Annotated in this window: 21 protein-coding genes; 1 reads left to right on the forward strand and 20 read right to left on the reverse strand. The window is 39.4% G+C overall.

What is annotated here, in order from left to right:
• Positions 1 to 188 precede the first annotated feature (188 nt).
• The 11 genes from LJC66_RS26125 to LJC66_RS26175 all read right to left on the reverse strand — a co-directional run bounded on the left by LJC66_RS26125 (position 189) and on the right by LJC66_RS26175 (position 10,499).
• Positions 189 to 635, reverse strand: coding sequence for a GNAT family N-acetyltransferase (locus LJC66_RS26125; protein ID WP_153252781.1), 447 nt, complete (start codon positions 633 to 635; stop codon positions 189 to 191).
• Positions 636 to 720: 85 nt separating this feature from the next.
• Positions 721 to 1,614, reverse strand: coding sequence for a stage II sporulation protein R (gene spoIIR / locus LJC66_RS26130; RefSeq protein WP_050690851.1), 894 nt, complete (start codon positions 1,612 to 1,614; stop codon positions 721 to 723).
• 121 nt (positions 1,615 to 1,735) lie between these two features.
• Positions 1,736 to 2,587, reverse strand: a complete 852-nt coding sequence (gene prmC / locus LJC66_RS26135) for a peptide chain release factor N(5)-glutamine methyltransferase (protein WP_230933807.1) — start codon at positions 2,585 to 2,587, stop codon at positions 1,736 to 1,738.
• Positions 2,587 to 3,654, reverse strand: coding sequence for a peptide chain release factor 1 (gene prfA, locus LJC66_RS26140; RefSeq protein WP_013059820.1), 1,068 nt, complete (start codon positions 3,652 to 3,654; stop codon positions 2,587 to 2,589). The genes prmC and prfA overlap by 1 nt, the downstream gene beginning before the upstream one ends.
• A 138-nt stretch (positions 3,655 to 3,792) precedes the next feature.
• Positions 3,793 to 4,407, reverse strand: coding sequence for a thymidine kinase (locus LJC66_RS26145; RefSeq protein ID WP_226897604.1), 615 nt, complete (start codon positions 4,405 to 4,407; stop codon positions 3,793 to 3,795).
• A gap of 204 nt (positions 4,408 to 4,611) precedes the next feature.
• On the reverse strand, positions 4,612 to 4,812 hold the full coding sequence (gene rpmE / locus LJC66_RS26150) for a 50S ribosomal protein L31 (RefSeq protein WP_013085477.1): 201 nt from the start codon (positions 4,810 to 4,812) through the stop codon (positions 4,612 to 4,614).
• A 154-nt stretch (positions 4,813 to 4,966) separates the two neighbouring features.
• Positions 4,967 to 6,241 (reverse strand): transcription termination factor Rho, encoded by a 1,275-nt coding sequence (gene rho, locus LJC66_RS26155; RefSeq protein ID WP_013059823.1) that lies wholly within the window; start codon positions 6,239 to 6,241, stop codon positions 4,967 to 4,969.
• Positions 6,242 to 6,766: 525 nt separating this feature from the next.
• On the reverse strand, positions 6,767 to 8,053 hold the full coding sequence (locus LJC66_RS26160) for a UDP-N-acetylglucosamine 1-carboxyvinyltransferase (protein ID WP_013059824.1): 1,287 nt from the start codon (positions 8,051 to 8,053) through the stop codon (positions 6,767 to 6,769).
• Positions 8,054 to 8,260: 207 nt separating this feature from the next.
• Positions 8,261 to 8,905 carry a fructose-6-phosphate aldolase gene (gene fsa, locus LJC66_RS26165; RefSeq protein ID WP_230933808.1) on the reverse strand — a complete coding sequence of 215 codons (645 nt, stop codon included), beginning with the start codon at positions 8,903 to 8,905 and terminating at the stop codon, positions 8,261 to 8,263.
• Positions 8,906 to 9,042: 137 nt separating this feature from the next.
• Complete coding sequence (locus tag LJC66_RS26170) at positions 9,043 to 9,900, reverse strand: class II fructose-bisphosphate aldolase (RefSeq protein ID WP_013059826.1); 858 nt, start codon at positions 9,898 to 9,900, stop codon at positions 9,043 to 9,045.
• Between the two features lie 224 nt (positions 9,901 to 10,124).
• Positions 10,125 to 10,499: a response regulator gene (locus tag LJC66_RS26175; protein WP_087944205.1), complete on the reverse strand. Its 375-nt coding sequence runs from the start codon at positions 10,497 to 10,499 to the stop codon at positions 10,125 to 10,127.
• Between the two features lie 237 nt (positions 10,500 to 10,736).
• Between LJC66_RS26175 and LJC66_RS26180 the strand changes: the two genes are divergently transcribed.
• Entirely contained in the window at positions 10,737 to 11,267 is a 531-nt protein-coding gene (locus LJC66_RS26180) for a DUF2529 family protein (protein WP_230933809.1), read from the forward strand.
• A gap of 39 nt (positions 11,268 to 11,306) precedes the next feature.
• Here LJC66_RS26180 and LJC66_RS26185 read toward each other — a convergent pair whose 3' ends face one another.
• The 9 genes from LJC66_RS26185 to LJC66_RS26225 form a co-directional block, all read right to left on the reverse strand.
• Entirely contained in the window at positions 11,307 to 12,914 is a 1,608-nt protein-coding gene (locus LJC66_RS26185; RefSeq protein ID WP_195695676.1) for a CTP synthase, read from the reverse strand.
• A 320-nt stretch (positions 12,915 to 13,234) separates the two neighbouring features.
• Complete coding sequence (rpoE, locus tag LJC66_RS26190) at positions 13,235 to 13,768, reverse strand: DNA-directed RNA polymerase subunit delta (RefSeq protein ID WP_195695675.1); 534 nt, start codon at positions 13,766 to 13,768, stop codon at positions 13,235 to 13,237.
• 350 nt (positions 13,769 to 14,118) lie between these two features.
• Positions 14,119 to 17,361 (reverse strand): fused isobutyryl-CoA mutase/GTPase IcmF, encoded by a 3,243-nt coding sequence (icmF, locus tag LJC66_RS26195; protein ID WP_230933810.1) that lies wholly within the window; start codon positions 17,359 to 17,361, stop codon positions 14,119 to 14,121.
• Positions 17,358 to 18,002 carry a TetR/AcrR family transcriptional regulator gene (locus tag LJC66_RS26200; RefSeq protein ID WP_014457745.1) on the reverse strand — a complete coding sequence of 215 codons (645 nt, stop codon included), beginning with the start codon at positions 18,000 to 18,002 and terminating at the stop codon, positions 17,358 to 17,360. Before LJC66_RS26200 ends, icmF begins: the two co-directional genes overlap by 4 nt.
• Before the next feature lie 27 nt (positions 18,003 to 18,029).
• Positions 18,030 to 19,163, reverse strand: a complete 1,134-nt coding sequence (locus LJC66_RS26205) for an acyl-CoA dehydrogenase (RefSeq protein WP_230933811.1) — start codon at positions 19,161 to 19,163, stop codon at positions 18,030 to 18,032.
• Positions 19,164 to 19,174: 11 nt separating this feature from the next.
• The gene (locus LJC66_RS26210) at positions 19,175 to 20,302 is read right to left on the reverse strand and encodes an acyl-CoA dehydrogenase (protein ID WP_230933812.1); all 1,128 of its coding nucleotides are present in this window, start codon (positions 20,300 to 20,302) and stop codon (positions 19,175 to 19,177) included.
• A gap of 12 nt (positions 20,303 to 20,314) precedes the next feature.
• Positions 20,315 to 21,169, reverse strand: a complete 855-nt coding sequence (locus LJC66_RS26215; protein WP_230933813.1) for a 3-hydroxybutyryl-CoA dehydrogenase — start codon at positions 21,167 to 21,169, stop codon at positions 20,315 to 20,317.
• 15 nt (positions 21,170 to 21,184) lie between these two features.
• Positions 21,185 to 22,348 (reverse strand): acetyl-CoA C-acetyltransferase, encoded by a 1,164-nt coding sequence (locus tag LJC66_RS26220; RefSeq protein WP_230933814.1) that lies wholly within the window; start codon positions 22,346 to 22,348, stop codon positions 21,185 to 21,187.
• A gap of 102 nt (positions 22,349 to 22,450) precedes the next feature.
• Positions 22,451 to 24,562 carry a (Fe-S)-binding protein gene (locus LJC66_RS26225; protein WP_230933815.1) on the reverse strand — a complete coding sequence of 704 codons (2,112 nt, stop codon included), beginning with the start codon at positions 24,560 to 24,562 and terminating at the stop codon, positions 22,451 to 22,453.
• Positions 24,563 to 24,655 lie beyond the last annotated feature (93 nt).

A 24,655-nucleotide genomic window follows, 5' to 3' on the forward strand; every position in this document is an offset into this window, starting at 1 on the left:
TTCAACTCCTTTTTCTTTCTATATCTAGGTTTTTTTTACTTTAAAAGTACAATATGTATTAAAAGTAGTAAAATACATGCTTTCATTATATCAACAAACAAGCTTTATCCACAAAATGTGGATAAAGCTTATGTTTTTGTGAATAACATTGTGGATACCCCATTAAAATGATTTATCCACATTTCCTTTTAACTAGCTGCATAAAACATCACATAGACATCCTGAGGGTTTGGTAACTTTTTTAAATAAGAATGTTCTTTTAACAACTCAGGCAGTGCACTGTAAGATGTTTGCTGAAAATTCATCATTTGAAAAAAATGTAGAGAAGATGCCTTATTTGTTAGTAAATATAGTTGCTTCACGCCATGCTTTTGAGCCAGCTGGACGATGCTTTTAAATAGCAGCAAAATATCAGATTGCATTAAAGAAGGAGACACGACAAGGGAGCGGAGAATTCCATCCACACCTTCTTTTTCAAACCCAACTGTTGCTAGCAGCTCGCCTTCTTCATTTTCCATTATGACAAATTGATGAATATGCTCTTTCACACCTGCTGTGCTGATGCCCGCTTTTTGCAAGAACTGCTGAATTCGAATATAATCATTTTCACTAGCAATTTTTAATTGTTCTCTCATTTTAATCACCTCAACTTGTTTTCTAGTAACAAATCTATGAGGTGATTAAAAAAAGTAGAACTGAATTTTATTTTTAATGATTCTATTAATTAAATACTGACGATACCCATTCTACTACAAAAAACTTAACTTCTACAGAATCTTCTTTTGATTTAGAATCAGCTTTTTTCTTAGATGAAACAGACTTTTCAGCTTCTTTACTTTCCTTTTTTTCAGCCTTAGCACTTGTCTCTTCCTTTACTGTGCTGCTTGTATCTTTTGCAGTTGCTTCTTTAGAAGATACTGTTGGTTGAGAAGATTCCTCAGCTTTCTGCTCAATAGAATCCGATGTAATAGTTGCAGATTGAATTTCTGTTTTCACTGCAGGCTCTTTACTTTCAGCCGATTTGTCATCTGTTTTGTCTGCAGATTTTGATTCAGAAACTGCTGGTTTCTCTTTTTCTTCCGTTGGCTCTTCTTCAGATGGCTCCGGCGCTTTTACCGCTTCACCGTTTGAGAAATCTAAGAAGCATAAAGGAGGAAATAGTACACACCACCAGTTTGCTCCCTCTCCTTTGCCAAGAGTAATAAGCACGGCTTCATACTCCCCTGCTGGATATAAGAACTGACCGTACAACTTAGTAGGAAACTCTACTTTTCCGAATTTAACATGAACAGATTCATTTACGCCTTCTTCTTTTAACACTTCTTTCGCAATTGTTTCAAGCGCCGGCAAATTTTCTTTAATCGTTTTTCGAGCTACAGTTACAGATGTTAAATCTTTTACCCATTCTGTAATTTGTTCGTTCACCCGGTCACGAATCAGACGTTTTACGTACTGGTCTTTTTCACCATCGCTGTTTGCTAAAATGCGCAGTCGAATCGCCTCGTCTGGAATGACCGCAGGCTGATCTGCCTGCACTTGGTTATGTGTATATATAAGTTGAGCATTTGCTCCAATAATTAATAAAATAAAATAAATGATAGCATATTTCTTCATTTCGGCCACCGCCCTTTCATAGGAACAGTATGGCCGAAAGCAAGATATCTTAAACTAGTAATTTAGTAAAAAAATGCATGATTTTCAAAAACCAAAGGGAAAATCCTTCCCTCTGATTTTTTTAGTTCTCACGAAGTTGTGCAAAAACCATTCGATCTTTTCCATTAATATCATATACACATTCTACAAAAGCTGTCGGAAACGTTTTTTCCAGCATCTCAGCTACATCTTTTGTCTGTCCGGCCCCGACTTCAAATCCAATAATACTATTTGACTTCGTCACATATGGCAGCTCTTCCATGAAACGTCGATAAAAATCCAGGCCATCTTTTCCACCAAAAAGAGCTCGGTTTGGCTCGTGATCTTTTACCACTGTGGACAACTCATCATCTGCTGGAATATAAGGCGGATTAGACACAATCACATCAAATTTCTGATTTGATAATAGAAATGGTTGTAATAGATCTCCCTGTATAAACGTGACAGCAGCGTCCAGGTTTTGAGCATTTTCTTTGGCTACGCTTAAAGATTCTATAGCTATATCGGTTGCTGTAACTTCCACTCTGTCAAGCTCCAAAGCTAAAGTGATAGCAATTGCTCCACTTCCCGTTCCAATATCTACAAGCTCAATAGGCTGGTGTTGAAATTCTTTTTTTATTCGAGAAATCATTCCGTATACCAGCTCTTCCGTTTCGGGTCTTGGAATTAATACATGTTCGTTTACAATAAATGAACGCCCGTAAAATTCTTCTGTCCCGATTAGATATTGTACAGGCATACCTGCTTTATGAGCATGGACATCTTGTTCAAATCTTTTTAGACTTTCTTCTTCTAGTTCTTCCTGCAGAGCACCTAGCAAATGAGTTCTCGTCATCTGCAAGTGATGGCGAAGCAAGAGTTCTCCCGCGTTTTCATCTCGCTTTGCCTCTTTCAAAAAAGAAGAAGCCCACTTAAGGGCTTCAAATACTTTCATTAGTTCGAATCTTCCATTCGGCGCGCTTGGTCTTCCATGACTAATGCATCGATAATTTCATCAAGCTTGCCTTCTAAGATTTGATCTAGCTTTTGAATCGTCAGACCAATACGGTGGTCCGTTACGCGATTTTGCGGGAAGTTATACGTACGGATACGCTCGGAGCGATCTCCTGATCCAACTGCTTGTTTGCGCGTTGCATCGTACTCTGCTTGTGCTTCTCGCTGAAACTTATCGTACACGCGAGCACGCAATACTTTCATGGCTTTTTCTTTATTTTTAATCTGAGACTTTTCATCTTGACATGATACCACTGTATTTGTTGGTAAATGCGTTAAACGAACGGCTGACATCGTCGTATTAACACTTTGGCCACCAGGTCCACTTGAAGCAAATGTATCTACACGGATGTCTTTTTCATGAATGTCCACTTCGACTTCTTCTGCTTCAGGAAGACATGCTACCGTTGCTGTAGATGTATGAATACGACCGCCTGATTCTGTTTCAGGAACTCGTTGAACACGGTGTGCGCCGTTTTCAAATTTCATCTTTGAGTAAGCACCTTTACCGTTAATCATAAAGATAATTTCTTTATAACCGCCTACTCCAGTAGTCGTTGCTTCCATTACTTCTGTTTTCCAGCCTTGTGATTCAGCAAAGCGCGAATACATCCGGTACAAATTAGCTGCAAATAATGCTGCTTCATCTCCGCCAGCAGCTCCACGAACCTCCATGATTACGTTTTTATCATCGTTTGGATCTTTTGGAATTAATAAAATACGTAGCTTTTCAACTAGCTCTTCTTGCTGCGTTTCTAACTCGGCAATTTCTTCTTTTACCATGTCACGCATATCTGCATCAAGCTTATCTTCAAGCATCGTTTTCGCTTCTGATAACTGCTCTTTTACATCTTTGTATTCCTGATAAGCAGCTACCGTTTGTTGTATATCTGATTGTTCCTTCGAATATTCTCTCAACTTAGAGGGGTTGTTTACGATCTCAGGGTCACTCAGAAGTTCGTTTAACTTCTCATAGCGCGCCTCTACCGCTTCTAAACGATCAAACACGTCATTCACCTCATTCTTTATCCATAACATTGTAATTATAGTATAGCTTTAAAATAGAGTCAAAACCTTGTTAATACACGTATATGAACAAAAAAACAGAACTGCGCGTTCTGTTTTTATCATCATAAAATTCTTGCTTTATTTTTCGACCATTTCGCTTGAGTCCACAGACACAGCTTGTCCTTTAGACTTTTGCACAACGTGGCAATGACGACATCTTGGTTCGTACGATTCAGACGCACCGACTAAAATAATAGGGTCGTCATAAGAAGCAGGCTCACCGTTAATCAAACGCTGCGTACGGCTCGCAGGAGAGCCACATGAAGCGCACACGGCCTGTAGCTTTGTTACAGATTCTGCAATAGCCATTAACTGCGGCATTTGTCCAAAAGGTTCACCTTTGAAGTCTTGATCTAACCCCGCTACAATCACACGAAAGCCTTGATCTGCTAAAGATTGAACAATTTCTAAAATATCTGTGTCAAAAAACTGTACTTCATCTATCGCTACTACGTCTGTCTCTTCATCTACTCGCTTTAAAATATCGCGCGATGCCGAGATTGAATAAGCCATAACAGATGTACCATTATGTGAAACGACCGCTTCTTCGCTATATCGATTATCAATTGCAGGCTTGAACACTTGTGCTTTTTGTTTAGCAAACTGCGTACGGCGCACACGTCGAATTAACTCTTCTGATTTCCCTGAAAACATACTGCCACAAATTACTTCTATCCAACCGCTTTGTTTCATTACGTACACCACTGCGGGACTCTCCCTTCTTCTCGTTCCGTTTCTGAGCGAACCGCTACTAACTTAATCTACGTCTTCTATGTAGATCTTATTCCTATGATAAAGTACCCACTTTTTTATCAAGCAGACACTGTTTTTCTACTTTTATAAGCAAAAAAACAGGCAAGAAGTTAAGCTACTTGCCTGTTTGTTTCGACAATGTGATTATTTAAGACCGTATTTTTTGTTGAAGCGATCAACACGGCCACCAGCTTCAGCGAATTTTTGACGACCAGTGTAGAATGGGTGACATTCAGAACAAGTCTCAACGCGGATCTCTTCTTTTACAGAACCACTTTCAAATTCGTTTCCGCAAGTACATTTAACCATAACTGTTTTATAGTTTGGATGAATTCCTGTTTTCATTCGTTTCATCTCCTTCCGCCCTGAATCATTCTGAAACAGAGTTTATTGATAAAGATAGTGATGAAATAGTAACTATTTCACTGTGTACTTTATCAACACACATGATGAAATTATAACAAGGGTTGTATGCTTTTGCAACCACATGTTTTATAACTTATCGTTTATTTGCTAGAAGCGTTTTTTTCTCTTCCGTTAACATCGAAAAGAACTCTTCATTTGTCTTTGTTTGACGTAAACGTTTTAAGAATTTTTCTGCAAAATCAGGAGCATCTGCCATTGATTTACGAATTGCCCATAAGTGGTCTAAATGCTCTTTTGGAATTAACAGCTCTTCTTTACGTGTGCCTGAGCGACGAATGTCAATCGCAGGGAAGATACGTTTTTCAGCTAGTGAACGATCTAGATGCAGTTCCATGTTACCTGTACCTTTAAATTCTTCATAAATAACATCATCCATACGAGAGCCTGTATCAATTAAGGCTGTTGCTAGAATGGTTAAGCTGCCTCCATCTTCAATGTTACGAGCAGCTCCAAAGAATCGTTTTGGACGGTGAAAAGCAGCCGGGTCAATACCCCCTGATAGTGTACGACCGCTCGGTGGAATAACTAAGTTATAAGCACGAGCAAGTCTTGTGATACTATCCATCAAAATGACAACATCTTTCTTATGTTCGACTAATCTCATCGCACGTTCAAGGACAAGTTCCGCTACTTTAATGTGGTTTTCTGGCACTTCGTCAAATGTAGAACTGACAACATCACCGTCAACCGAACGCTCAATGTCCGTCACTTCCTCAGGACGCTCATCAATAAGAAGGACAATCAATTCTGCATCAGGATGATTTGTTGTAATGCTATTGGCAATTTCTTTTAACAGCATCGTTTTACCTGCTTTTGGCGGCGCGACAATTAGTCCCCTTTGCCCGAATCCAATTGGTGAAATCAAGTCAATAATACGCGTAGAGAAACTTCTTGGCTGAGTTTCTAGCAGCATTTGCTCATTTGGGTAAATCGGCGTTAGCGCTGGAAAATGCACGCGATCTTTTGACGTTTCCGGATCTTCTCCGTTTACTGCTTCTACATGTAATAATCCGTAGTAGCGCTCATTTTCTTTTGGAGGACGAACTTTCCCCGATACCTTGTCTCCATTACGCAGATCGAAGCGACGAATTTGTGAAGCTGAGATATAAATATCTTCTGAACTCGGTGAATAGTTAATTGGTCGTAAGAAACCGAATCCTTCTGACTGAATAATTTCAAGAACGCCTTCCATAAATAAAAGCCCATCTTGTTCAGCTTGAGCCTTTAAAATAGCAAAGACAAGTTCTTTTTTCGTTAATTTACTATAGTACGAAACTTTATACTCACGAGCATGTTCATATAGCTCTTTTAATTTCATATTTTCTAAACTGGATAATGTTAAGTTCATTAGGACACCACGCTTTATAATGAATAATTTTTAACCGTTCCTCCCATATTAAATTCAAATATAAAATTGAGAGATGATATGGATGGAATAAATCTGTGAAAATGGAGAATATAACCTTTGAAGTATAATAAGTAGAATCAATTGATTAACTATACACTTTTAGAAGAATAATTCCGACATAAAACCATTTATATTATCTTGATAAATTTAACGTAGCAATTTATATTCTAACCTTTTTCTATCTTTTTAATCAATCTTTTTTTACTTTAGAAGATGAATAAAAAAAAGGAAATTTAATAGCTTACGAGAAGCGAGGAAAACCTTTTCATAATTTCACATTAAAGGAAATAAACTGGACGTTAAAATAAGAAAGGAAATTTATCTTTTAGCTTCCCTTTTTATCTATTTACCCTATTCATAAATATATAAGCTACACAGACATAGAAGAACGCTCCTACGCCTGTGTAGCTTATTAAAAAGCTCATTTCTAAACTTTACTTTCATGACTGTGGCACCGATTTGCCTTTATGAATTTTGAAATTGCTCAATTTCCTCTTGAGTCATCTCTTCACGCCAAATCATTGCCCCTAAATCCGATAGCTTGTCTACTAAATGACTGTAACCTCGGTCAATGTGCTCTAAACCCGTTACCTCTGTAATCCCTTTGGCCATTAAGCCAGCGGTTACGAGAGCTGCTCCTGCTCGTAAGTCCGACGCTTTCACACGCGCACCTTGTAAGTGAATAGGGCCATTAATAATAGCAGAACGTCCTTCTACCTTAACAGATGCATTCATTCGTCTCAGCTCATCAATATGCTTAAACCTTGCACCGTAAATTGTATCGGTCACAACGCTTGTACCAGACGCTCTTGTTAGAAGCGTCGTAAATGGCTGCTGTAAATCAGTTGGAAAACCTGGATATACTAGCGTCTTAATATCTACGGGCTTCAATAGCTGACGAGTCGCTACAAGAATCTGATCTGAGCTTGTTTCGATATGAATACCCATCTCACGCATTTTAGCCGTTAGTGACTCCAAATGCTGAGGGATAACGTTGTCAACAACAACTTCTTTTCCCATACTCGCTCCCATGATCATATACGTGCCTGCTTCAATTCGGTCTGGAATGATGGAATGACGGCATCCTTTTAATTGATCTACTCCATCAATTCGAATAACATCCGTACCTGCACCTTTAATACGGGCACCCATACTTGTCAGTAACGTAGCTACATCAATAATTTCAGGCTCTTTAGCAGCATTCTCAATAACGGTACGCCCTTTTGCTCTTACAGCAGCGAGCATAATATTGATTGTTGCTCCTACGCTAACAACGTCTAAATAAATTCGAGCACCAATCAATTCCTCAGCTCGAATGTAAATAGCTCCTTGCTCATTCGTTACTTTCGCACCAAGAGCTTCAAAGCCTTTAATGTGCTGATCGATTGGTCTAGGACCAAGGTAACAGCCTCCTGGAAGCCCAACTACCGCTTTTTTAAAGCGGCCCAACATCGCCCCCATTAAATAATAAGAAGCGCGTAATTTTTTTACTTTTCCGTTCGGTAAAGGCATTGCAACCATTCCGGATGGATCTACTGTTAATTCGTCGTTATCAATGGTTACTTTCCCACCAATTTCTTCAACTAAATCCCCTAATAACTGCACGTCTGAAATATCGGGCAGACCTTCAATTGTAACAGGTGACTCGGCTAAAATTGTTGCTGGAATAAGCGCAACGGCACTATTTTTAGCACCACTGACGCGGACGGATCCACTTAAGGTAAAGCCACCTTGTATTTTTAACTTTTCCATTTATAGCTCCCTTCTAGTGAAAGAAAGTTTCTCACCTAGTAATTGAGGAAAATTTTGGTACAAAGAATACCTAAAAGAATGGTTATTTTTCCTATTACCTACTAGTGTACACGAAAATGAAAAAATCATGTATAGTTTCGACAAGATAAAAGAAAAATATGGCATTCACCTGTCAGGATGGTAAACGCCACACAAATTTATACATGTTTAGACATTTCGTTTTTCCCAATCTGCCAAAAATTGGTCAATTCCTGCGTTTGTTAACGGATGTTTGAACAATTGCATTAAAACTTTGTAAGGAATTGTCGCAATATGTGCTCCATTTTTTGCAGCTTCTGTTACGTGCATCGGATGACGAATAGATGCTGCAATAATTTCTGATGGAATGTCATGAATCGCAAAAATATCTGCGATATCTGAGATTAAATCGAGACCATTAAAACCAATATCGTCTAATCTTCCTAAGAAAGGCGATACGTAAGTAGCACCTGCTCTTGCTGCCATTAACGCTTGGTTAGCTGAGAAAATAAGCGTAACGTTTGTCTTAATACCTAAACTAGTAAATTCTTTTACTGCTTTTAAGCCATCTGGAGTCATCGGTACCTTGATTGTAATATTCGGCGCAATCGCAGCAAGCTCTTTTCCTTCGCGAATCATGCCTTCTGCATCAAGCGCAATCACTTCTGCACTTACAGACCCTTCAACAAACTCTGTAATTTCAAGAAGACGATCTTCAAACGTGATGTTCTCTTTAGCTACTAAACTAGGATTTGTTGTAACCCCCGCTAACAAACCTAATGAATGCGCTTCCTTAATTTCGTCTAAGTTAGCCGTATCAATAAAAAACTTCATGAATGCCATCCCCCTGTGTTATGTATTCAGAATGATAAGAAAATTATAGTAAAAATAAAACCGCCTTACAATAAAAATAAGACGGTTTTATTTTTCAGACTCAACTAATTGCAAACAGGCAATCCGAAGATTTCAAATTATGCTTTGTTAGAAGAACCGAATTCACGCATTTTACCTTGAACCGTTTCTTTGATTGCTTCGCGAGCAGGTCCTAAGTATTTACGTGGATCATATTGTTCAGGTTGCGCAGCTAATACTTCACGAACAGCTTTAGCTGAAGCAATTTGGTTTTCAGTGTTTACGTTGATTTTAGCAGTACCTAAAGAAACTGATTTTTGGATATCTTTTGTTGGAATACCAGTTCCACCGTGTAAAACTAATGGTAAACCTGTACGATCTCCGATTTCTTTCATTTCAGCAAAACCTAGGTTTGGTTCACCTTTGTATGGTCCGTGAACTGATCCTAATGCTGGAGCTAAGCAATCGATACCTGTACGGTTAACAAGTTCTTCACACTCGTTAGCATCTGCATAGATAACGCCCTCAGCAATAACGTCGTCTTCTTGTCCACCAACAGTTCCTAGTTCTGCTTCTACAGATACTCCGTGGAAGTGAGCTAGTTCAACTACTTTAGAAGTAATTGCAATGTTTTCTTCAAATGGGTGGTGAGAAGCATCGATCATTACAGAAGTGAATCCAGCATGGATTGCTTTTGCACATGATTCAAAGCTTGAACCGTGGTCTAAGTGAATTGCAACTGGTACTTGAACGTCGTAATCTTCGATTAGAGCTTCAACCATTGCTACAACAGTTTTGAAACCGCCCATGTAGCGTGCTGCACCTTCAGATACACCAAGAATAACTGGAGAGTTTTCTTCTTTTGCTGCTTGAAGAATAGCTTGAGTAAACTCTAAGTTATTTAAGTTAAATTGACCTACTGCATAGCCTTGTTCTTTTGCTGTAATAAGCATTTCTTTCATTGATACTAAAGGCATATTGAAATCCTCCTTAAAATCAACCTTAGATTAGATGCTAACCAAAAGGCACACTCAAATAGTATGCTCTTGAATTGAGTGTTTCATGTAGAAACAACGCGCATCTTTACATAATAGATTGTCGAATTATGAATACAGTAATTAGGATACCAACTAACAATGAAAACAGCAACATTTTTAGGCTGATATTCAAAATTTGTTAGGATGAAAACCCTACCAAAACCTTAATTCGACTTTACTGGTATATATTCCCTAACAACTTTTCGGATTTCATCAATATCAAACGGTTTTGCAAAGTGTGTTAATGCTCCTAAATCTTTTGCTTCTTGAATCATATCCAATTCACCATAAGCGGTCATAATGATGACTTTAATCGTTTCATCGTGCTGCTTTAACCTTTTTAAAATTTCAATTCCATCCATTCCTGGAATTTTCATATCTAATAAGACAAGATCCGGTGCTTGCTCTTTTGTAATATCAATCGCCTGGAAGCCGTTCGCCGCTTGAAATGTTGTATAGCCTTCTTTTTGCAGCACTTCCGTTAATAAAATACGTATACCATACTGATCATCAACAATTAAAATTTTCTCTGCCAATATAATCCCACCTTTTATATTCCTCTTCTACAGACAAAACTAACATATGTATTTCGCCTTTAAAACAAAAATCCCTGCTAATTAGAGAAATTGTTACAAAACATAGCTTTTTTTGTCATCTATCCAACTTCATTGCACTTTACTTTCATTGTAGCTCATTTCAAGATAGAATACAGATAGCTTTTTTCGTTATAATGTGTAGATAGACGGCTTTAGCCGCTTAAATCGAAGGGAGATTCTATGCTTAAAATTTTCACAACTCAACTTTCAGGTTTTTTTAAACGAATTGAAGAACAAGAAGAATTCCAATTTGAAGATGCCGCGCGTATTTTAGCACAAGCCTCTGTCGGAGAAGGATTTATTTATATTTATGGCGTAGAAGAAATGCACGCCATTACGCTTGAAGCACTAAGCAGTGCAGAACCTTTAAGTCAGGCAAAAGCTTTGCCTTTACATGAATTAGATCAGCTGACTAGCGTTGATCGCGTACTGCTTGTCTCTCGATTTTCAACAGATAATAAAGCAGTGGAAATAGCTGAAAGTTTAAAGAAACACGATATTCCATTTGTTAGCATTGCTGCTGTTCCTAAAAAGATAACCGAGCCTTCTTTAACAGCACTCGCAGATGCGCATATTGATACAAAATTGTTAAAGCCGCTTATTCCTGGAGAAGACGGCTCAAGATTTGGTTTTCCAGCAATGATGGTCGCTTTATACGCGTACTACGGTTTAACTTTCACATTAAAAGAAATCGTAGAAGAATATGAATAAAAAACACGCTGTCTAAAGACAGCGTGTTTTTTATTTCACTTATTTGTTTTGACTTGATTCCATTGATGCGCGAATAAATTCTTTGAACAATGGTTGCGGTCTAGTTGGACGAGAAGTAAACTCTGGGTGGAATTGTGAAGCCAAGAACCATGGGTGGTCTTTTAGCTCTACAATTTCAATTAAACGGCCGTCTGGGCTTGTACCAGAGAAGATAAAGCCTTTCTCTTCCATTTGTTGACGGTATTCGTTATTGAATTCATAACGGTGACGATGACGCTCATATACCACTTCATCTTGATATGCTTTATATGCAAGCGTATCTTCAGACAATTTACAAGGGTATAGTCCTAAGCGCAGTGTACCACCTAGGTCTTCTACGTCTTTTTGTTCTGGTAATAAGTCGATAATTGGATAGTTTGTTTCAGGTGCAATTTCTGCTGAATGTGCGCCTTCTAAGCCTAATACATTACGCGCAAACTCAACTGATGCCAGCTGCATACCTAAACAAATACCTAAGAATGGAACTTTTTGCTCACGTGCATATTGTGTTGCTACAATTTTACCTTCAATTCCACGATCACCAAATCCACCTGGAACTAAGATACCGTCTACATCACCAAGTAAATCTTGAACATTTTCTTTTGTTACAAATTCCGAGTTTACCCACTTGATGTTTACATCTGCATCGAATGCATATCCAGCATGTTTCATTGCTTCTACGACAGAAATATAAGCATCTTGAAGCTCTACATACTTACCAACCAATGCAATTTTTGTTGTATTTGAAAGTCCTTTTACTTTCTCAACCAGTGCTTTCCACTCAGTCATTTCTGCTTCTTGGCAATCTAATTTCAAGTGATCGCATGTGATTTGATCTAGGTGCTGCTCTTGTAGAGATAGTGGAATTTCATATAATGTTTCAGCGTCTGCACACTCAATAACCGCTTTTGGATCAATGTCGCAGAATAAAGCTAGCTTGTCTTTCATATCTTCAGAAATTGGCATTTCTGTACGAACAACGATAACATTTGGCTGAATGCCTAAGCTACGTAATTCTTTTACACTATGCTGTGTTGGTTTTGTTTTCATTTCACCAGCAGCTTTTAAATATGGCACAAGTGTACAGTGGATGTACATAACATTGTCACGGCCAATATCACTTTTGATTTGACGAATAGCCTCTAGGAAAGGAAGTGATTCAATATCTCCTACCGTTCCGCCGATTTCAGTAATAACAACGTCCGCATTTGTTTCTTTACCTGCACGGAAAACGCGTTCTTTAATTTCATTTGTGATGTGCGGAATAACCTGAACTGTTCCGCCTAAATAATCACCGCGACGCTCTTTTTTCAATACTGTTGAATATACTTTACCTGTTGTTACGTTGCTGTAGCGATTTAAGTTGATATCGATAAAACGCTCATAGTGACCTAAGTCTAAGTCTGTTTCCGCGCCATCATCCGTTACGAATACCTCACCGTGTTGGTATGGACTCATTGTTCCTGGGTCTACGTTAATGTATGGATCAAACTTTTGAATCGTTACGTTCAACCCACGGTTTTTTAATAAACGGCCTAAAGAAGCTGCTGTAATCCCTTTTCCTAGAGATGATACAACACCGCCTGTTACGAAAATATACTTTGTCATCTATACTTCCCCCTCTAAATAATTTGAACTGTACAATATTAAAAGTTTTCACATAAACAATCACAATTCATTCATTGTGCATGCGAAATTATAAGAAACCTTATGAATGTGAAACGTTCAAGAACCAAAAGAAAGTTTCTATCAAGGATTTATAAGAACATATCGGGGTGTAAAACATGGATAGATAAAATAAAAAAATTGCTCCCAATACCAAAACTGGATTGGGAGCAATAGTCTATTTTAAATAAAAACTTTTTAAATGCTTGTTTAAAGAGCCCAAAAAAGATTCTACCTACTTCGCTTGAAAAAGTCAAGAAGGATTATTTTTCTTTGTCGTCCTCATAATCTTCTTCTTCCTCTTCATCATCATCGTCTAGATCATCTTCTAAATCGTCAAAATCGTCTTCTGCAAGATCATCTTCATCTTCTTCTAGCTCGTCAATGTCTTCAAAATCTTCTTCCTCTAGATCATCAACGTCTTCATAATCCAAATCTTCTTCTAAATCATCAAAATCTTCAACTTCTTCAACAACAGCTTTTTTCGCTTTTTTCTTTTTAGGTTTTGCAACCGGAATAACTTCTTCTTCAGCTTGGTCAAAAGGATACCATCCACGAAGACCCCAATGGTTGTCCCCTACTGTTAAAAAGCGACCATCAATATTAATATCTGTATAAAACTGAGCTAATCTCGTTTTTAATTCTTGATCTGACATTTCAGCTGCTGCTTTAATTTCAGCAATAATTTCTTGGAATGACATTGCTTGACGATCTGTTTTTTCTTCTAGAAGCGCATAAGCAATCTCAATCATCGACATTTCTTTTAAATCCGTTTTTGAGTACTGTGCTAAACTCAAATCTGGCACATCCTTTCTATGGCTATGTATATCGAAAATCTATTAAATCAATTCATCATATGTGTAAATGATGGAAACGAATAAATACATACCATTCATTATAAACAAATTCAATACATTTATGCTAGCCTCGTTTCTAAAATTCTCGAGAATTTCGCATAAAACAACGAAAAAATAGACATTTTATCACTATAATACATTCTACTTAATAAGCCAACAGCATCCTTTAATCAAAAGGAATTCACCATCAGTTATTCTGACTCAGCTAGGGTTAAGTCTATAAAAGCCGAGATGACCCACAAACAGTCATCTCGGCTTTTAATATATCACTATATACTAACGATACATTATTACATATTTCGGCGATATTGCCCACCGCATTCATATAAAGCTCGCGTAATTTCTCCTAAGCTAGCTACTTTAACGGTCTCCATTAACTCTTTGAAAATGTTCTCTCCTTCTGTTGCAGCTTTCTTTAACCTTTTCAGCGCATCTTCTCTTTTTTCTTCATGCTGCTGCTGAAACTTCTGAAGCTGATTAATTTGATGATTTTTTTCTTCTTTTGATGCGCGGGCTAACTGCATGTCATCACCTGAGGAATTTTCCTCTTCATTTGGATTAATATACGTATTTACTCCTATAATAGGTAAATCTCCCGTATGTTTTTGCATCTCATATTCCATCGATTCATCTTGAATCTTACCTCGCTGATACTGCATTTCCATCGCACCTAAAACGCCGCCTCGATCATTTAAGCGTTGGAACTCAGCCAGTACCGCCTCTTCTACCAAGTCTGTTAGTTCATCAATAATAAAAGAACCCTGTAGCGGATTTTCATTTTTAGTTAATCCATGCTCTTTTGTAATGATTAATTGAATGGCCATCGCTCTTCGTACAGATTCCTCTGTCGGTGTTGTAATTGCTTCATCATACGCATTGGTATGAAGGGAGTTGCAGTTGTCATGAAGGGCCATTAAGGCTTGCAGCGTGGTACGTATATCATTAAAATTAATTTCCTGTGCATGAAGCGATCGGCCGGATGTTTGAATATGATACTTAAGCTTTTGACTGCGTTCATTCGCGCCGTATTTATCACGCATCACAATTGCCCAGATTCTTCTCGCTACACGTCCAATAACCGTGTATTCAGGGTCAAGTCCATTACTAAAGAAAAATGATAAATTAGGAGCAAAATCATCAATGTGCATGCCTCGACTCAAGTAATATTCCACGTACGTAAAGCCGTTGGCCAATGTAAAAGCTAGCTGAGAAATCGGGTTAGCCCCTGCTTCAGCTATATGATAGCCTGAAATAGAAACAGAATAATAGTTGCGCACTTTCTCGTCAATAAAGTACTGCTGAATATCTCCCATCATTTTTAATGCAAATTCCGTGGAAAAAATACACGTATTTTGCCCTTGGTCTTCTTTTAAAATATCCGCTTGAACAGTTCCTCTCACTTGTTGCAACGTACCCGATTTTACGTCCTCGTATTCCTCTTCTGTTAAAGGACGCTTCAGCTCCTCTTCCTTCTTTTCCACCTGCTGACTGATAGCGGTATTCATAAACATAGCTAGTAATATTGGAGCTGGCCCATTGATCGTCATCGAAACGGAAGTCGACGGATGGCAAAGATCAAATCCTTTATACAGGAGTTTCATATCATCAAGCGTACAGACATTTACGCCGCTTTCGCCAATTTTCCCGAAGATATCCGGCCTTGGATCTGGATTTTCTCCATAAAGCGTTACAGAATCAAACGCTGTACTTAAACGTTTAGCCTCATCATCTTTTGACAAATAGTGAAAGCGGCGATTTGTTCGTTCTGGTGTTCCTTCGCCTGCGAATTGACGCTTAGGATCTTCACCTTTTCGTTTGAACGGAAAAACACCTGCTGTATAAGGAAACGCTCCTGGCACATTTTCTTTATAAAGAAAACGAAGAACTTCCCCGTATTCTTTAACTTTTGGAAGGGCCACGCGCGGAATACGCAGTCCTGATAGGGTATCAACTTGCAGAGAGGTTTTAATTTCTTTATTTCTTATCTTTGTAATAAGTTCTTCTTGCCCATACTGACTTTTTAATTTCGGCCAGTTTTCCAGCTTTTCAATTGATTCAGCCGTTAGCTGTTTTTGATATTTCTCCTTTAGGTGAGTGAGCTCTTGCTTGGCTGTTTCTGTTTCCACTTCCTCCAGAGCACCCTCTAGCTGATAAAATTTACGCGCTGTTTGCACTTGAACATCCGAATTGCGGTGATAAGAGTGAACGCTGTTTACAATCTCCTGTAAATATTGCTGTTGGTCATTAGGAATGATGGTATATTTCTTTTCACTTACGCGCTCTGATGATTTTTCTACGTGCCAAGACGTACGGCATGTTTGATGCAGATGATTTACAAGATCTTCGAATAAAATATTTGTTCCCCCGTCGTTGAACTGACTCGCAATTGTTCCGTAAATTGGCATGGTAGAGAGATTATTTTCAAACAGCTGATGATTACGCTGATATTGACGCTGCACTTGTTTTTTTGCGTCTTCGGAACCTTTTTTTTCAAATTTATTGATTACAATAAAGTCTGCGTAATCAATCATTTCAATCTTTTCTAACTGCGACGGCGCGCCAAATTCGCTTGTCATTACATAAAGAGAGACGTTTGCAATATCTTTGACTTGAGCATCAGCTTGCCCGATGCCGCTTGTTTCGACGATGATAATGTCGAAACCCGCTTTTTTCACGACGGCAATTCCATCTCGAATGGCCGCCGATAGCTCATGTCCAGATGAACGTGTGGCCAAACTTCTCATATACACACGAGGAGACGCTGCGATGTTCATGCGAATTCGATCCCCAAGAAGCGCTCCTCCGGTTTTTTGTTTAGTTGGATCGACGGATAAAACAGCTACATGAATATCTGGAATATGTTCAATAAACCTTCTTACTAATTCATCCGTAAGCGAACTTTTCCCCGCTCCTCCTGTTCCTGTGATTCCAATAACCGGTATTTTTTGATCCGTCTCGCTTTCGATTACACTTTCTCGGATTTCTTCAAGAGCAGCTGCGTGCTCTTTTGTGTATTCATAGGCTTCATTTTCAGCGCATGTAATAAGCTGGGCAATTAAACGGTCATTAGCTGGCGTTAAGGTTCGATCCTTCGGCAGTGCAGGTGGATTTGTGTAATAACAATCATCAATCATGAATTGAATCATGCCTTCTAACCCCATTTTTCGTCCATCTTCCGGAGAAAAGATTTTAGAAATGCCGTAATCATGAAGCTCTTGAATCTCACTTGGAATAATTACCCCTCCTCCTCCGCCATAAATTTTAATATGAGAAGCCTGTTGTTCGTGGAGTAAATCGTACATATACTTAAAATATTCTACATGGCCGCCTTGATAAGAAGAAATGGCAATCCCCTGAACATCCTCTTGTATGGAAGCGTTAACAATTTCTTCGACAGATCGGTTATGTCCCAGGTGAATGACTTCTACCCCCTTGGCTTGAAGAATTCGTCTCATGATATTAATGGACGCGTCGTGGCCGTCAAACAGACTAGAAGCGGTTAAAAAACGAAGCGGTCTTTTGCTTGTATTCAAACTGTCTCCCCCTCACACAGTTGTTGAAATGAAAAATTTTTAAGTAAAAAATCTAACTGCATATTTGTATATTCTTCTAGTGAATAATGCTTTTGCAGCCACCATCTGCGAAATGCCCACATCTGACCTTGAACAAATAAATGATGAGCAAACAGCGAAATTTCTTTATCCGTAAGTGCAAACTGATTGTTTTCTACGCAGCCTTCGATAATAACCTTAAACATTTCAACCATATCCAGCTCTTTTTTCAATACATATGGAAGCGCATCTTTAGACAGCGATTTCGCTTCTTGGTACATGACTAATACTTCATCTTGAAGCTCATCCACAACTTTAAAATAGTGCTGAATCGCTTGTTGAAGCTCAGCGATTGTATAACGATCCACTACCATCTCTTCTAATCGCTCTCTCACTTCATCGTAAATATTGTCACATACAAGATATAAAACATCTTCTTTAGATTGAATATATTCGTAAAGTGTACCGATACTGAACCCAGCGGCTTTGGCAATTTCCCTTGTTGTTGTTCGGTGAAAACCTTTTTCCTTAAATAGCGTGACGGCCCCTTTAATCATTTGATTACGACGCTCTACAATCAGCTTTTCATCTTTAATGGATGTGAGAACTTCTCTCTTTTTCATTTTTTCACCTCTCCTACAACAAGTGTTTTATTTAGCAAGATACCTAGAAATAACGAGACGCTGAATTTCTTGTGTACCTTCATAAATTTGCGTGATTTTTGCATCTCTCATAAAACGTTCTACTGGATAATCCTTTGTATAACCGTACCCTCCAAATACTTGAACAGCTTCTGTCGTTACTTTCATGGCCGTATCCCCGGCATATAATTTTGACATGGCTGATTCTTTGCCATATGGCAGCCCTTGGGACTCCAGCCAAGCAGCTTGATAGGTTAACAGTCTTGCAGCTTCTATACTCGTGGCCATGTCAGCTAACTTAAACGCAATTCCTTGCTGAGAAATAATTGGCTTACCAAATTGCTGACGTTCCTTGGCATAAGCTACAGCCGCATCTAACGCCCCTTGAGCAATTCCTACAGCCTGCGCTGCAATGCCATTTCGGCCGCCATCTAGTGTCATCATCGCAACTTTAAATCCTTCTCCTTCATTTCCCAGCAAATTTTCTTTTGGAACACGGCAGTCCTCGAAAATAATTTCTGTGGTAGGTGAAGAGCGAATGCCCAGTTTCTTTTCTTTTTTACCAACTGAAAATCCAGGCATATCTTTTTCAATAATAAAAGCGCTCGTGCGTTTTTCATTGGGGTCGATGCGAGCAAATACGACGTAAATATCCGCTTCGCCGCCGTTTGTAATGAAGATTTTAGAACCATTTAAAATATAATCTTCTCCGTCTTTTACAGCGAGCGTTCTCATTCCTCCTGCGTCTGATCCAGCGCTCGGTTCGGTTAACCCATAAGCACCTATTTTCTCACCCGTTGACATAGGTTTCAGGTATTTTTGTTTTTGTTCTTCTGTTCCGAATGTATAGATTGGCCAGCCGGCAAGAGAAGTATGAGCCGACAAAGTAACGCCTGTTGATGCACATACTCTAGACAGTTCTTCAACGGCAATGCAATAAGCTAGATAGTCACTGCCAATTCCTCCGTATTGCTCCGGCCATGGAATACCTGTTAATCCTAGATCAGCCATTTGCGTAAAGATTCCTCTGTCAAAACGCTCTTCTTCATCTCGTTGTGCAGCTGTCGGAGCCACTTCGTTTTTGGCAAAGTCCCGCACCATTTTTCGAATCATTTCGTGTTCTTCTGAAAGTTTAAAAAACATGATTATTCCCCCTATAATTGACTGCTAATGACGATGCGCTGAATTTCGCTTGTACCTTCGTAGATTTCGCATACTTTGGCATCGCGAAAATACCTCTCTACTAGATAATCTTTCATATAACCATAGCCTCCCAAAACTTGAATCGCATCGATTGCTACATTCATGGCCGTTTGGGAAGCAAATAATTTCGCCATTGAGGCTTCTTTTTTACAAGGAAGTTTTTGATCATATAAAAAAGCGGCTTTATACATTAAAAGCTTCGCTGATTCAACAGCCGTTTCCATATCAGCCAGCTTAAAAGCAATACCCTGCTGAGATAAAATCGGTTTTCCGAATTGATATCGTTCATTGGCATAGTTTTTAGCTGCCGTTAACGCACCCTCAGCAATTCCTACCGCCTGAGCAGCAATACCAATTCTTCCGGCATTTAAATTAGCCATCGCAATTCGAAAGCCTTCACCTTCTTCTCCGAGACGATTTTCTACAGGCACCTGGATATTTTCAAAGTGAAGTTGAACCGTTCGAGAACCGTGAAGGCCCATCTTATGTTCATCTTTTCCTACTGAAAATCCCTCCATCGTCTTTTCAACGATAAAAGCGCTCATCCCTCTCGACCCGCGTTCGGGATTCGTTTTAGCAAATACAATATACGTATCTGCTTCGCCACCGTTTGTAATGAAAAGCTTTGAGCCATTTAAAAGATAGTGGTCTCCTTTTCGTTCTGCCTTTGTTTTTAAGCTTGCAGCATCAGACCCTGCACTAGGTTCTGTTAAACAAAAAGCACCTAAATATTCACCTGTCGCCAGTTTTTTTACATACTTTTGTTTTTGATCTTCCGTCCCAAATACGACAATAGGATTCGTACCTACAGAAGTATGAACAGAGAGAATGACGCCGAGGGCTGGACTTACTTTTGATATTTCGTGGATGGCAATCATGTACGACACAAAGTCCAATCCGCCCCCTCCGTAAATTTGAGGAACGGGAATGCCCATCAGGCCAAGATCAGCCATCTGCTTTAATAAACCTCGAGGAAATTCACCCTTTTCCATGTTTGGCACAGCCGCAGCGACTTCTTTTTCACTAAAATCAGCTACCATCTTTTTAATCATGTGTTGTTCAGACGTAAAAAAGATCATTTCGCCACTCCTTTATGTTTCGTACGTAAAAAACCCTTTTCCTGTTTTTCGACCAAGCCACCCTGCCTTTACATATTTCCTAAGCAATGGACAAGGACGATATTTGTCATCACCAAACCCTTTATGAAGCGTTTCCATAATAAACAAACATGTATCGAGGCCGATGAAATCTGCTAATGTCAAAGGTCCCATTGGATGGTTCATTCCTAGTTTCATGACTTGATCAATATCCTCTTCGTTTGCTACACCTTCATAGAGCGTAAACACAGCTTCGTTAATCATTGGCATTAAAATTCGATTTGAAACAAAACCGGGAAAATCATGAACTTCCACCGGGGTTTTATTTAACTTTTTCGTTGTTTCATAGACTGCTTGATACACTTCATCGGTAGTAGCCAGCCCTCTAATAATTTCAACGAGCTTCATCACCGGAACAGGATTCATAAAGTGCATGCCAATTACTTTTTCAGGTCGAGTGGTCACAGCTGCAATTTCAGTAATAGGAAGCGAAGACGTGTTGGTTGCTAAAATAGTATGACTCGGGGCTAACGAATCCAAATCCGCAAAAATGGCTTGTTTGACTTCCATTTTTTCCACAACCGCTTCGACGATTAAATCTGCTTTTTGTGCTGCCGTTATTTCATTTGCCAGCTGAATGCGCTCCATAATCCCTTCATGTTCCTTAGCTGAGAGAGAACCTTTTCCCACCTGCTTTTTCAGACGTTTATCAATACCTTCTATTCCTTTTTGTATATTTTTTTGATCAACGTCATACAAAGAAACTTGGTATCCGCTCGCAGCAAATACTTGCGCAATTCCTGCTCCCATCTGACCTGCTCCAATAACCATAACTGTTTCAATATTCAAGTTGGTATCCCCCTTTTACACTTCTACCATAATGGCATCACCTTGGCCGCCGCCGCTGCAAATAGAAGCAATGCCTAGTCCGCCGCCTCGTCGTCTTAATTCATGAATGAGCGTTACAACAATACGGGCGCCGCTTGCTCCAATCGGATGTCCAAGTGCTACAGCCCCGCCGTTCACATTTACTTTTTCAGCCGGAAGCCCTGCAATTTCCATACTCATCAACGCTACTGCTGAAAAAGCTTCATTGATTTCAAACAGCGCAATATCGTCTGCTGTCTTATTTGTTTTTTGCAATAGCTTGTTAATAGCAAACCCAGGCGTTTTCGGAAATTCCCTTGGCTGCATCGCAAGAGAAGTATGGTTTACAATCGTAGCCAACGGCTCATAGCCATTTGCTTTTGCCACATCTTCATCCATTAGCATGATCGCAGCTGCTCCGTCATTCACGCTAGGTGCATTTCCTGCTGTAATGGTTCCGCTGTGACCAAATACAGGCCGAAGAGAAGAAAGTTTTTCTAACGACGTGTCTTTTCTTGGTCCTTCATCTTTTTGAACCGTTATCGTTCCTTTTTTAGACGGAATATAAACTGAAATTCTTTCTGCGGTCCATCTCCCTTTCTCTTCTGACTCTACCGCTAATTGATGACTGCGAAGGGCCCATTCATCCTGCTTTTCTCGGGAAATATCCATTTCAGAAGCTATTTCATTTCCATACGTACCCATTTGGACCCCTGTAAAGCTGCATGTCAAACCGTCATGAACCATCAAATCCGTCACAACGCTATCTCCCATACGGAACCCCCACCTTGCTTTTGGAAGAAGATACGGTGCGTTACTCATCGATTCCATTCCACCTGCAATGATTGTTTTTGCTTCTCCTAATCGAATCAGCTGATCAGCAGTTGTAATGCTGCGCATACCCGATGCACAGACTTTATTAATGGTTTCCGTCTCTACTTGCCACGGTAAACCTGCATAATGCATGGCTTGCCTAGAAGGCAGCTGTCCTTGGCCCCCTTGCAGCACGCATCCCATAATAACGGAATCAATTTCTGTACATCCCTTTGATGCTGCTTGAATCGCTTTCCCGCCTAGTTCTGCTGCTTTTAGTCCACTTACGCTGCCACCTAATTTTCCAAAAGGTGTTCGAACTGCACTCACAATAACTGTTTTCCCCACTGTTGTTTCCTCCTTTTTCTTCCTCTTTGTCCTCGCCGATTGAACGCTTGCTCAATTTCCTTTCTGTAAAAAGTAGAGATGAAGACCATCTCTACTTCTCCTTTATGAAACCTGTTCTTGCACGTCGCCATAAATTGACTTTTCAAGCAGTTCTGCTACGTCATACGTATGAACCTGTTCTTCTACTTCTTTTGCTTTTGTTCCGTCACTTAGCATCGTTAAGCAGTACGGGCAACCTGAACTGATAATGCTTGGGTTAACGGCTAAGGCCTGTTCGGTGCGCGCTACATTAATGCGCTGGCCGGTTGTTTCTTCCGTCCACATTAACCCTCCTCCTGCTCCACAGCACATACCATTTTCACGGTTGCGATCCATTTCAATCAAACGAACACCTGGAATTGCTTTCAAAATTTCTCTTGGTGGACTGTATACTTCGTTATATCTTCCTAAATAACAGGAATCATGGAAGGTGATTTTTTCATTAACCGCGTGTTTTGGTGACAGCTTACCTTCTTCCACCAACATAGCTAGTAATTCTGTGTGATGATACACTTCTCCTTCAAAACCGAAATCTCGATATTCATTTTTAAAAATATTGTAAGCATGTGGATCAATCGTAACAATTTTTTTGATTTCATTTTTTTCAAATTCAGCGATATTTTTAGAAGCTAACTCTTGGAATAAAAATTCATTGCCCAACCTGCGCGGCGTGTCACCAGAATTTTTTTCTTTATTTCCTAAAATCGCAAATGAAACACCCGCTTCATTGAGAAGCTTTGCAAACGATAGAGCGATTTTTTGGCTGCGGTTATCATAAGATCCCATCGAACCTACCCAGAACAAATACTCAAACGTTTCGCCGGCTTTACTTACTTCTTTAACAGTCGGAATGTAAACATCTTCTCTTATATGTCGCCATTCTTCACGCTCTTTTCGGTTTAATCCCCAAGGGTTTCCTTGACGCTCAATATTCGTCATGGCACGCTGAGCATCCGCGTCCATCTTTCCTTCAGTTAATACTAAAAAACGTCGTAAATCTATGATTTTATCTACGTGCTCGTTCATTACGGGACATTGATCTTCACAGTTTCGGCACGTTGTACATGCCCAAATTTCTTCTTCCGTAATGACATCTCCAATTAAAGCGGGATTATATTCCGCTGTTGCTGCGGCTTCTTCTCCGCCTTGGCTGGCCGCCATCATCGCCAGCTGATTTCCTTTTGTTTTGGAGAATGCATACGTAGGAACCCAAGGAGCCTTAGATGTCACAACCGCTCCTTTTTCTGTTAAGTGATCGCGCATCTTTAAAATTAAATCCATTGGAGATAAAATTTTCCCTGTACCCGTTGCTGGACACATATTCGTACATCGACCGCATTCCACACAGGCATATAAATCAATAAGCTGGTGCTGCGTGAATTCTTCAATCTTTCCAACCCCAAACGTCTCCTGCGTCTCGTCTTCAAAATCAATCTTTTCAAGCTTACCTGGCTTAGAAACACGGTTAAAAAATACATTGGCCGGTCCAGCCAGTAAATGAGCATGTTTTGATTGAGGAACATATACTAAAAACGTCAATAACACGGCTAAGTGAATCCACCATGAAACATAAAAAATGGAGATAGCGGCAACGTCATTGATTCCCTTAAACAAGATGGCAATCGATGACGCAATCGGTTCTGTCCATGACGGTTCATGATTATGCCAGATGATTGACATACCGTTTCCAACAAGCACTGACAGCATAAGTGCTCCAATAAAAATCAGTACTAAACCAGATTTAAACCCTCTTTTTAAACGCACAAGCTTTTCGACGTAGCGGCGGTGAAAAGCCCAGACCACTGCTACTAAAATCAAAAGCGTCACAATTTCTTGAAAAAATGTAAAGCCGGGATATAAAGGTCCAAGCGGCAAATGTTTACCTGGAAGCAAACCTTTTATAATGAAGTCTAACGCGCCGAACTGAACTAAAATAAACCCATAAAAAAACATGACGTGCATAATTCCACTTTTTTTATCTTTTAACAGCTTCTTTTGTCCAAACACGTTCACCCAAATTTTTTGCAGTCTTTCTTTTAACCGCTGATCAAATTCTACTTTTTTCCCTAATTGAATATACTCAATGCGTGTGCGAATCAAATATACAAACAAAGAAACAGCGTAAGCGGTTACAATAATAAAAAAGAGAAAATTCACCCACAGCAATACTGTCATCTCGTCCCCTCCTTGAATAATTTGTTACCTTTCTTTCCTCCTGACGACTAAATTTTCTGATAATATATCTGCTTTCATTGTATATAATGAATG

The sequence above is a fragment of the Priestia sp. TSO9 genome, assembly GCF_021029645.1.
Lineage (GTDB): Bacteria > Bacillota > Bacilli > Bacillales > Bacillaceae_H > Priestia > Priestia megaterium_E.

What these genes read in the sequence shown, in the direction of transcription:
- LJC66_RS26205 (WP_230933811.1), bottom strand. Translation starts at nt 19,163, where the DNA reads ATGTTTTTTAAACTTTCAGAAGAACACGAAATGATTCGAAAAATGGTG.
- LJC66_RS26200 (WP_014457745.1), bottom strand. Translation starts at nt 18,002, where the DNA reads ATGAAAAAGAGAGAAGTTCTCACATCCATTAAAGATGAAAAGCTGATT.
- LJC66_RS26160 (WP_013059824.1), bottom strand. Translation starts at nt 8,053, where the DNA reads ATGGAAAAGTTAAAAATACAAGGTGGCTTTACCTTAAGTGGATCCGTC.
- LJC66_RS26180 (WP_230933809.1), top strand. Translation starts at nt 10,737, where the DNA reads ATGCTTAAAATTTTCACAACTCAACTTTCAGGTTTTTTTAAACGAATT.
- LJC66_RS26225 (WP_230933815.1), bottom strand. Translation starts at nt 24,562, where the DNA reads ATGACAGTATTGCTGTGGGTGAATTTTCTCTTTTTTATTATTGTAACC.
- LJC66_RS26145 (WP_226897604.1), bottom strand. Translation starts at nt 4,407, where the DNA reads ATGAAACAAAGCGGTTGGATAGAAGTAATTTGTGGCAGTATGTTTTCA.
- LJC66_RS26210 (WP_230933812.1), bottom strand. Translation starts at nt 20,302, where the DNA reads ATGATCTTTTTTACGTCTGAACAACACATGATTAAAAAGATGGTAGCT.
- fsa (WP_230933808.1), bottom strand. Translation starts at nt 8,905, where the DNA reads ATGAAGTTTTTTATTGATACGGCTAACTTAGACGAAATTAAGGAAGCG.
- spoIIR (WP_050690851.1), bottom strand. Translation starts at nt 1,614, where the DNA reads ATGAAGAAATATGCTATCATTTATTTTATTTTATTAATTATTGGAGCA.
- prmC (WP_230933807.1), bottom strand. Translation starts at nt 2,587, where the DNA reads ATGAAAGTATTTGAAGCCCTTAAGTGGGCTTCTTCTTTTTTGAAAGAG.
- rpmE (WP_013085477.1), bottom strand. Translation starts at nt 4,812, where the DNA reads ATGAAAACAGGAATTCATCCAAACTATAAAACAGTTATGGTTAAATGT.
- LJC66_RS26170 (WP_013059826.1), bottom strand. Translation starts at nt 9,900, where the DNA reads ATGCCTTTAGTATCAATGAAAGAAATGCTTATTACAGCAAAAGAACAA.
- LJC66_RS26185 (WP_195695676.1), bottom strand. Translation starts at nt 12,914, where the DNA reads ATGACAAAGTATATTTTCGTAACAGGCGGTGTTGTATCATCTCTAGGA.
- LJC66_RS26125 (WP_153252781.1), bottom strand. Translation starts at nt 635, where the DNA reads ATGAGAGAACAATTAAAAATTGCTAGTGAAAATGATTATATTCGAATT.
- rho (WP_013059823.1), bottom strand. Translation starts at nt 6,241, where the DNA reads ATGAACTTAACATTATCCAGTTTAGAAAATATGAAATTAAAAGAGCTA.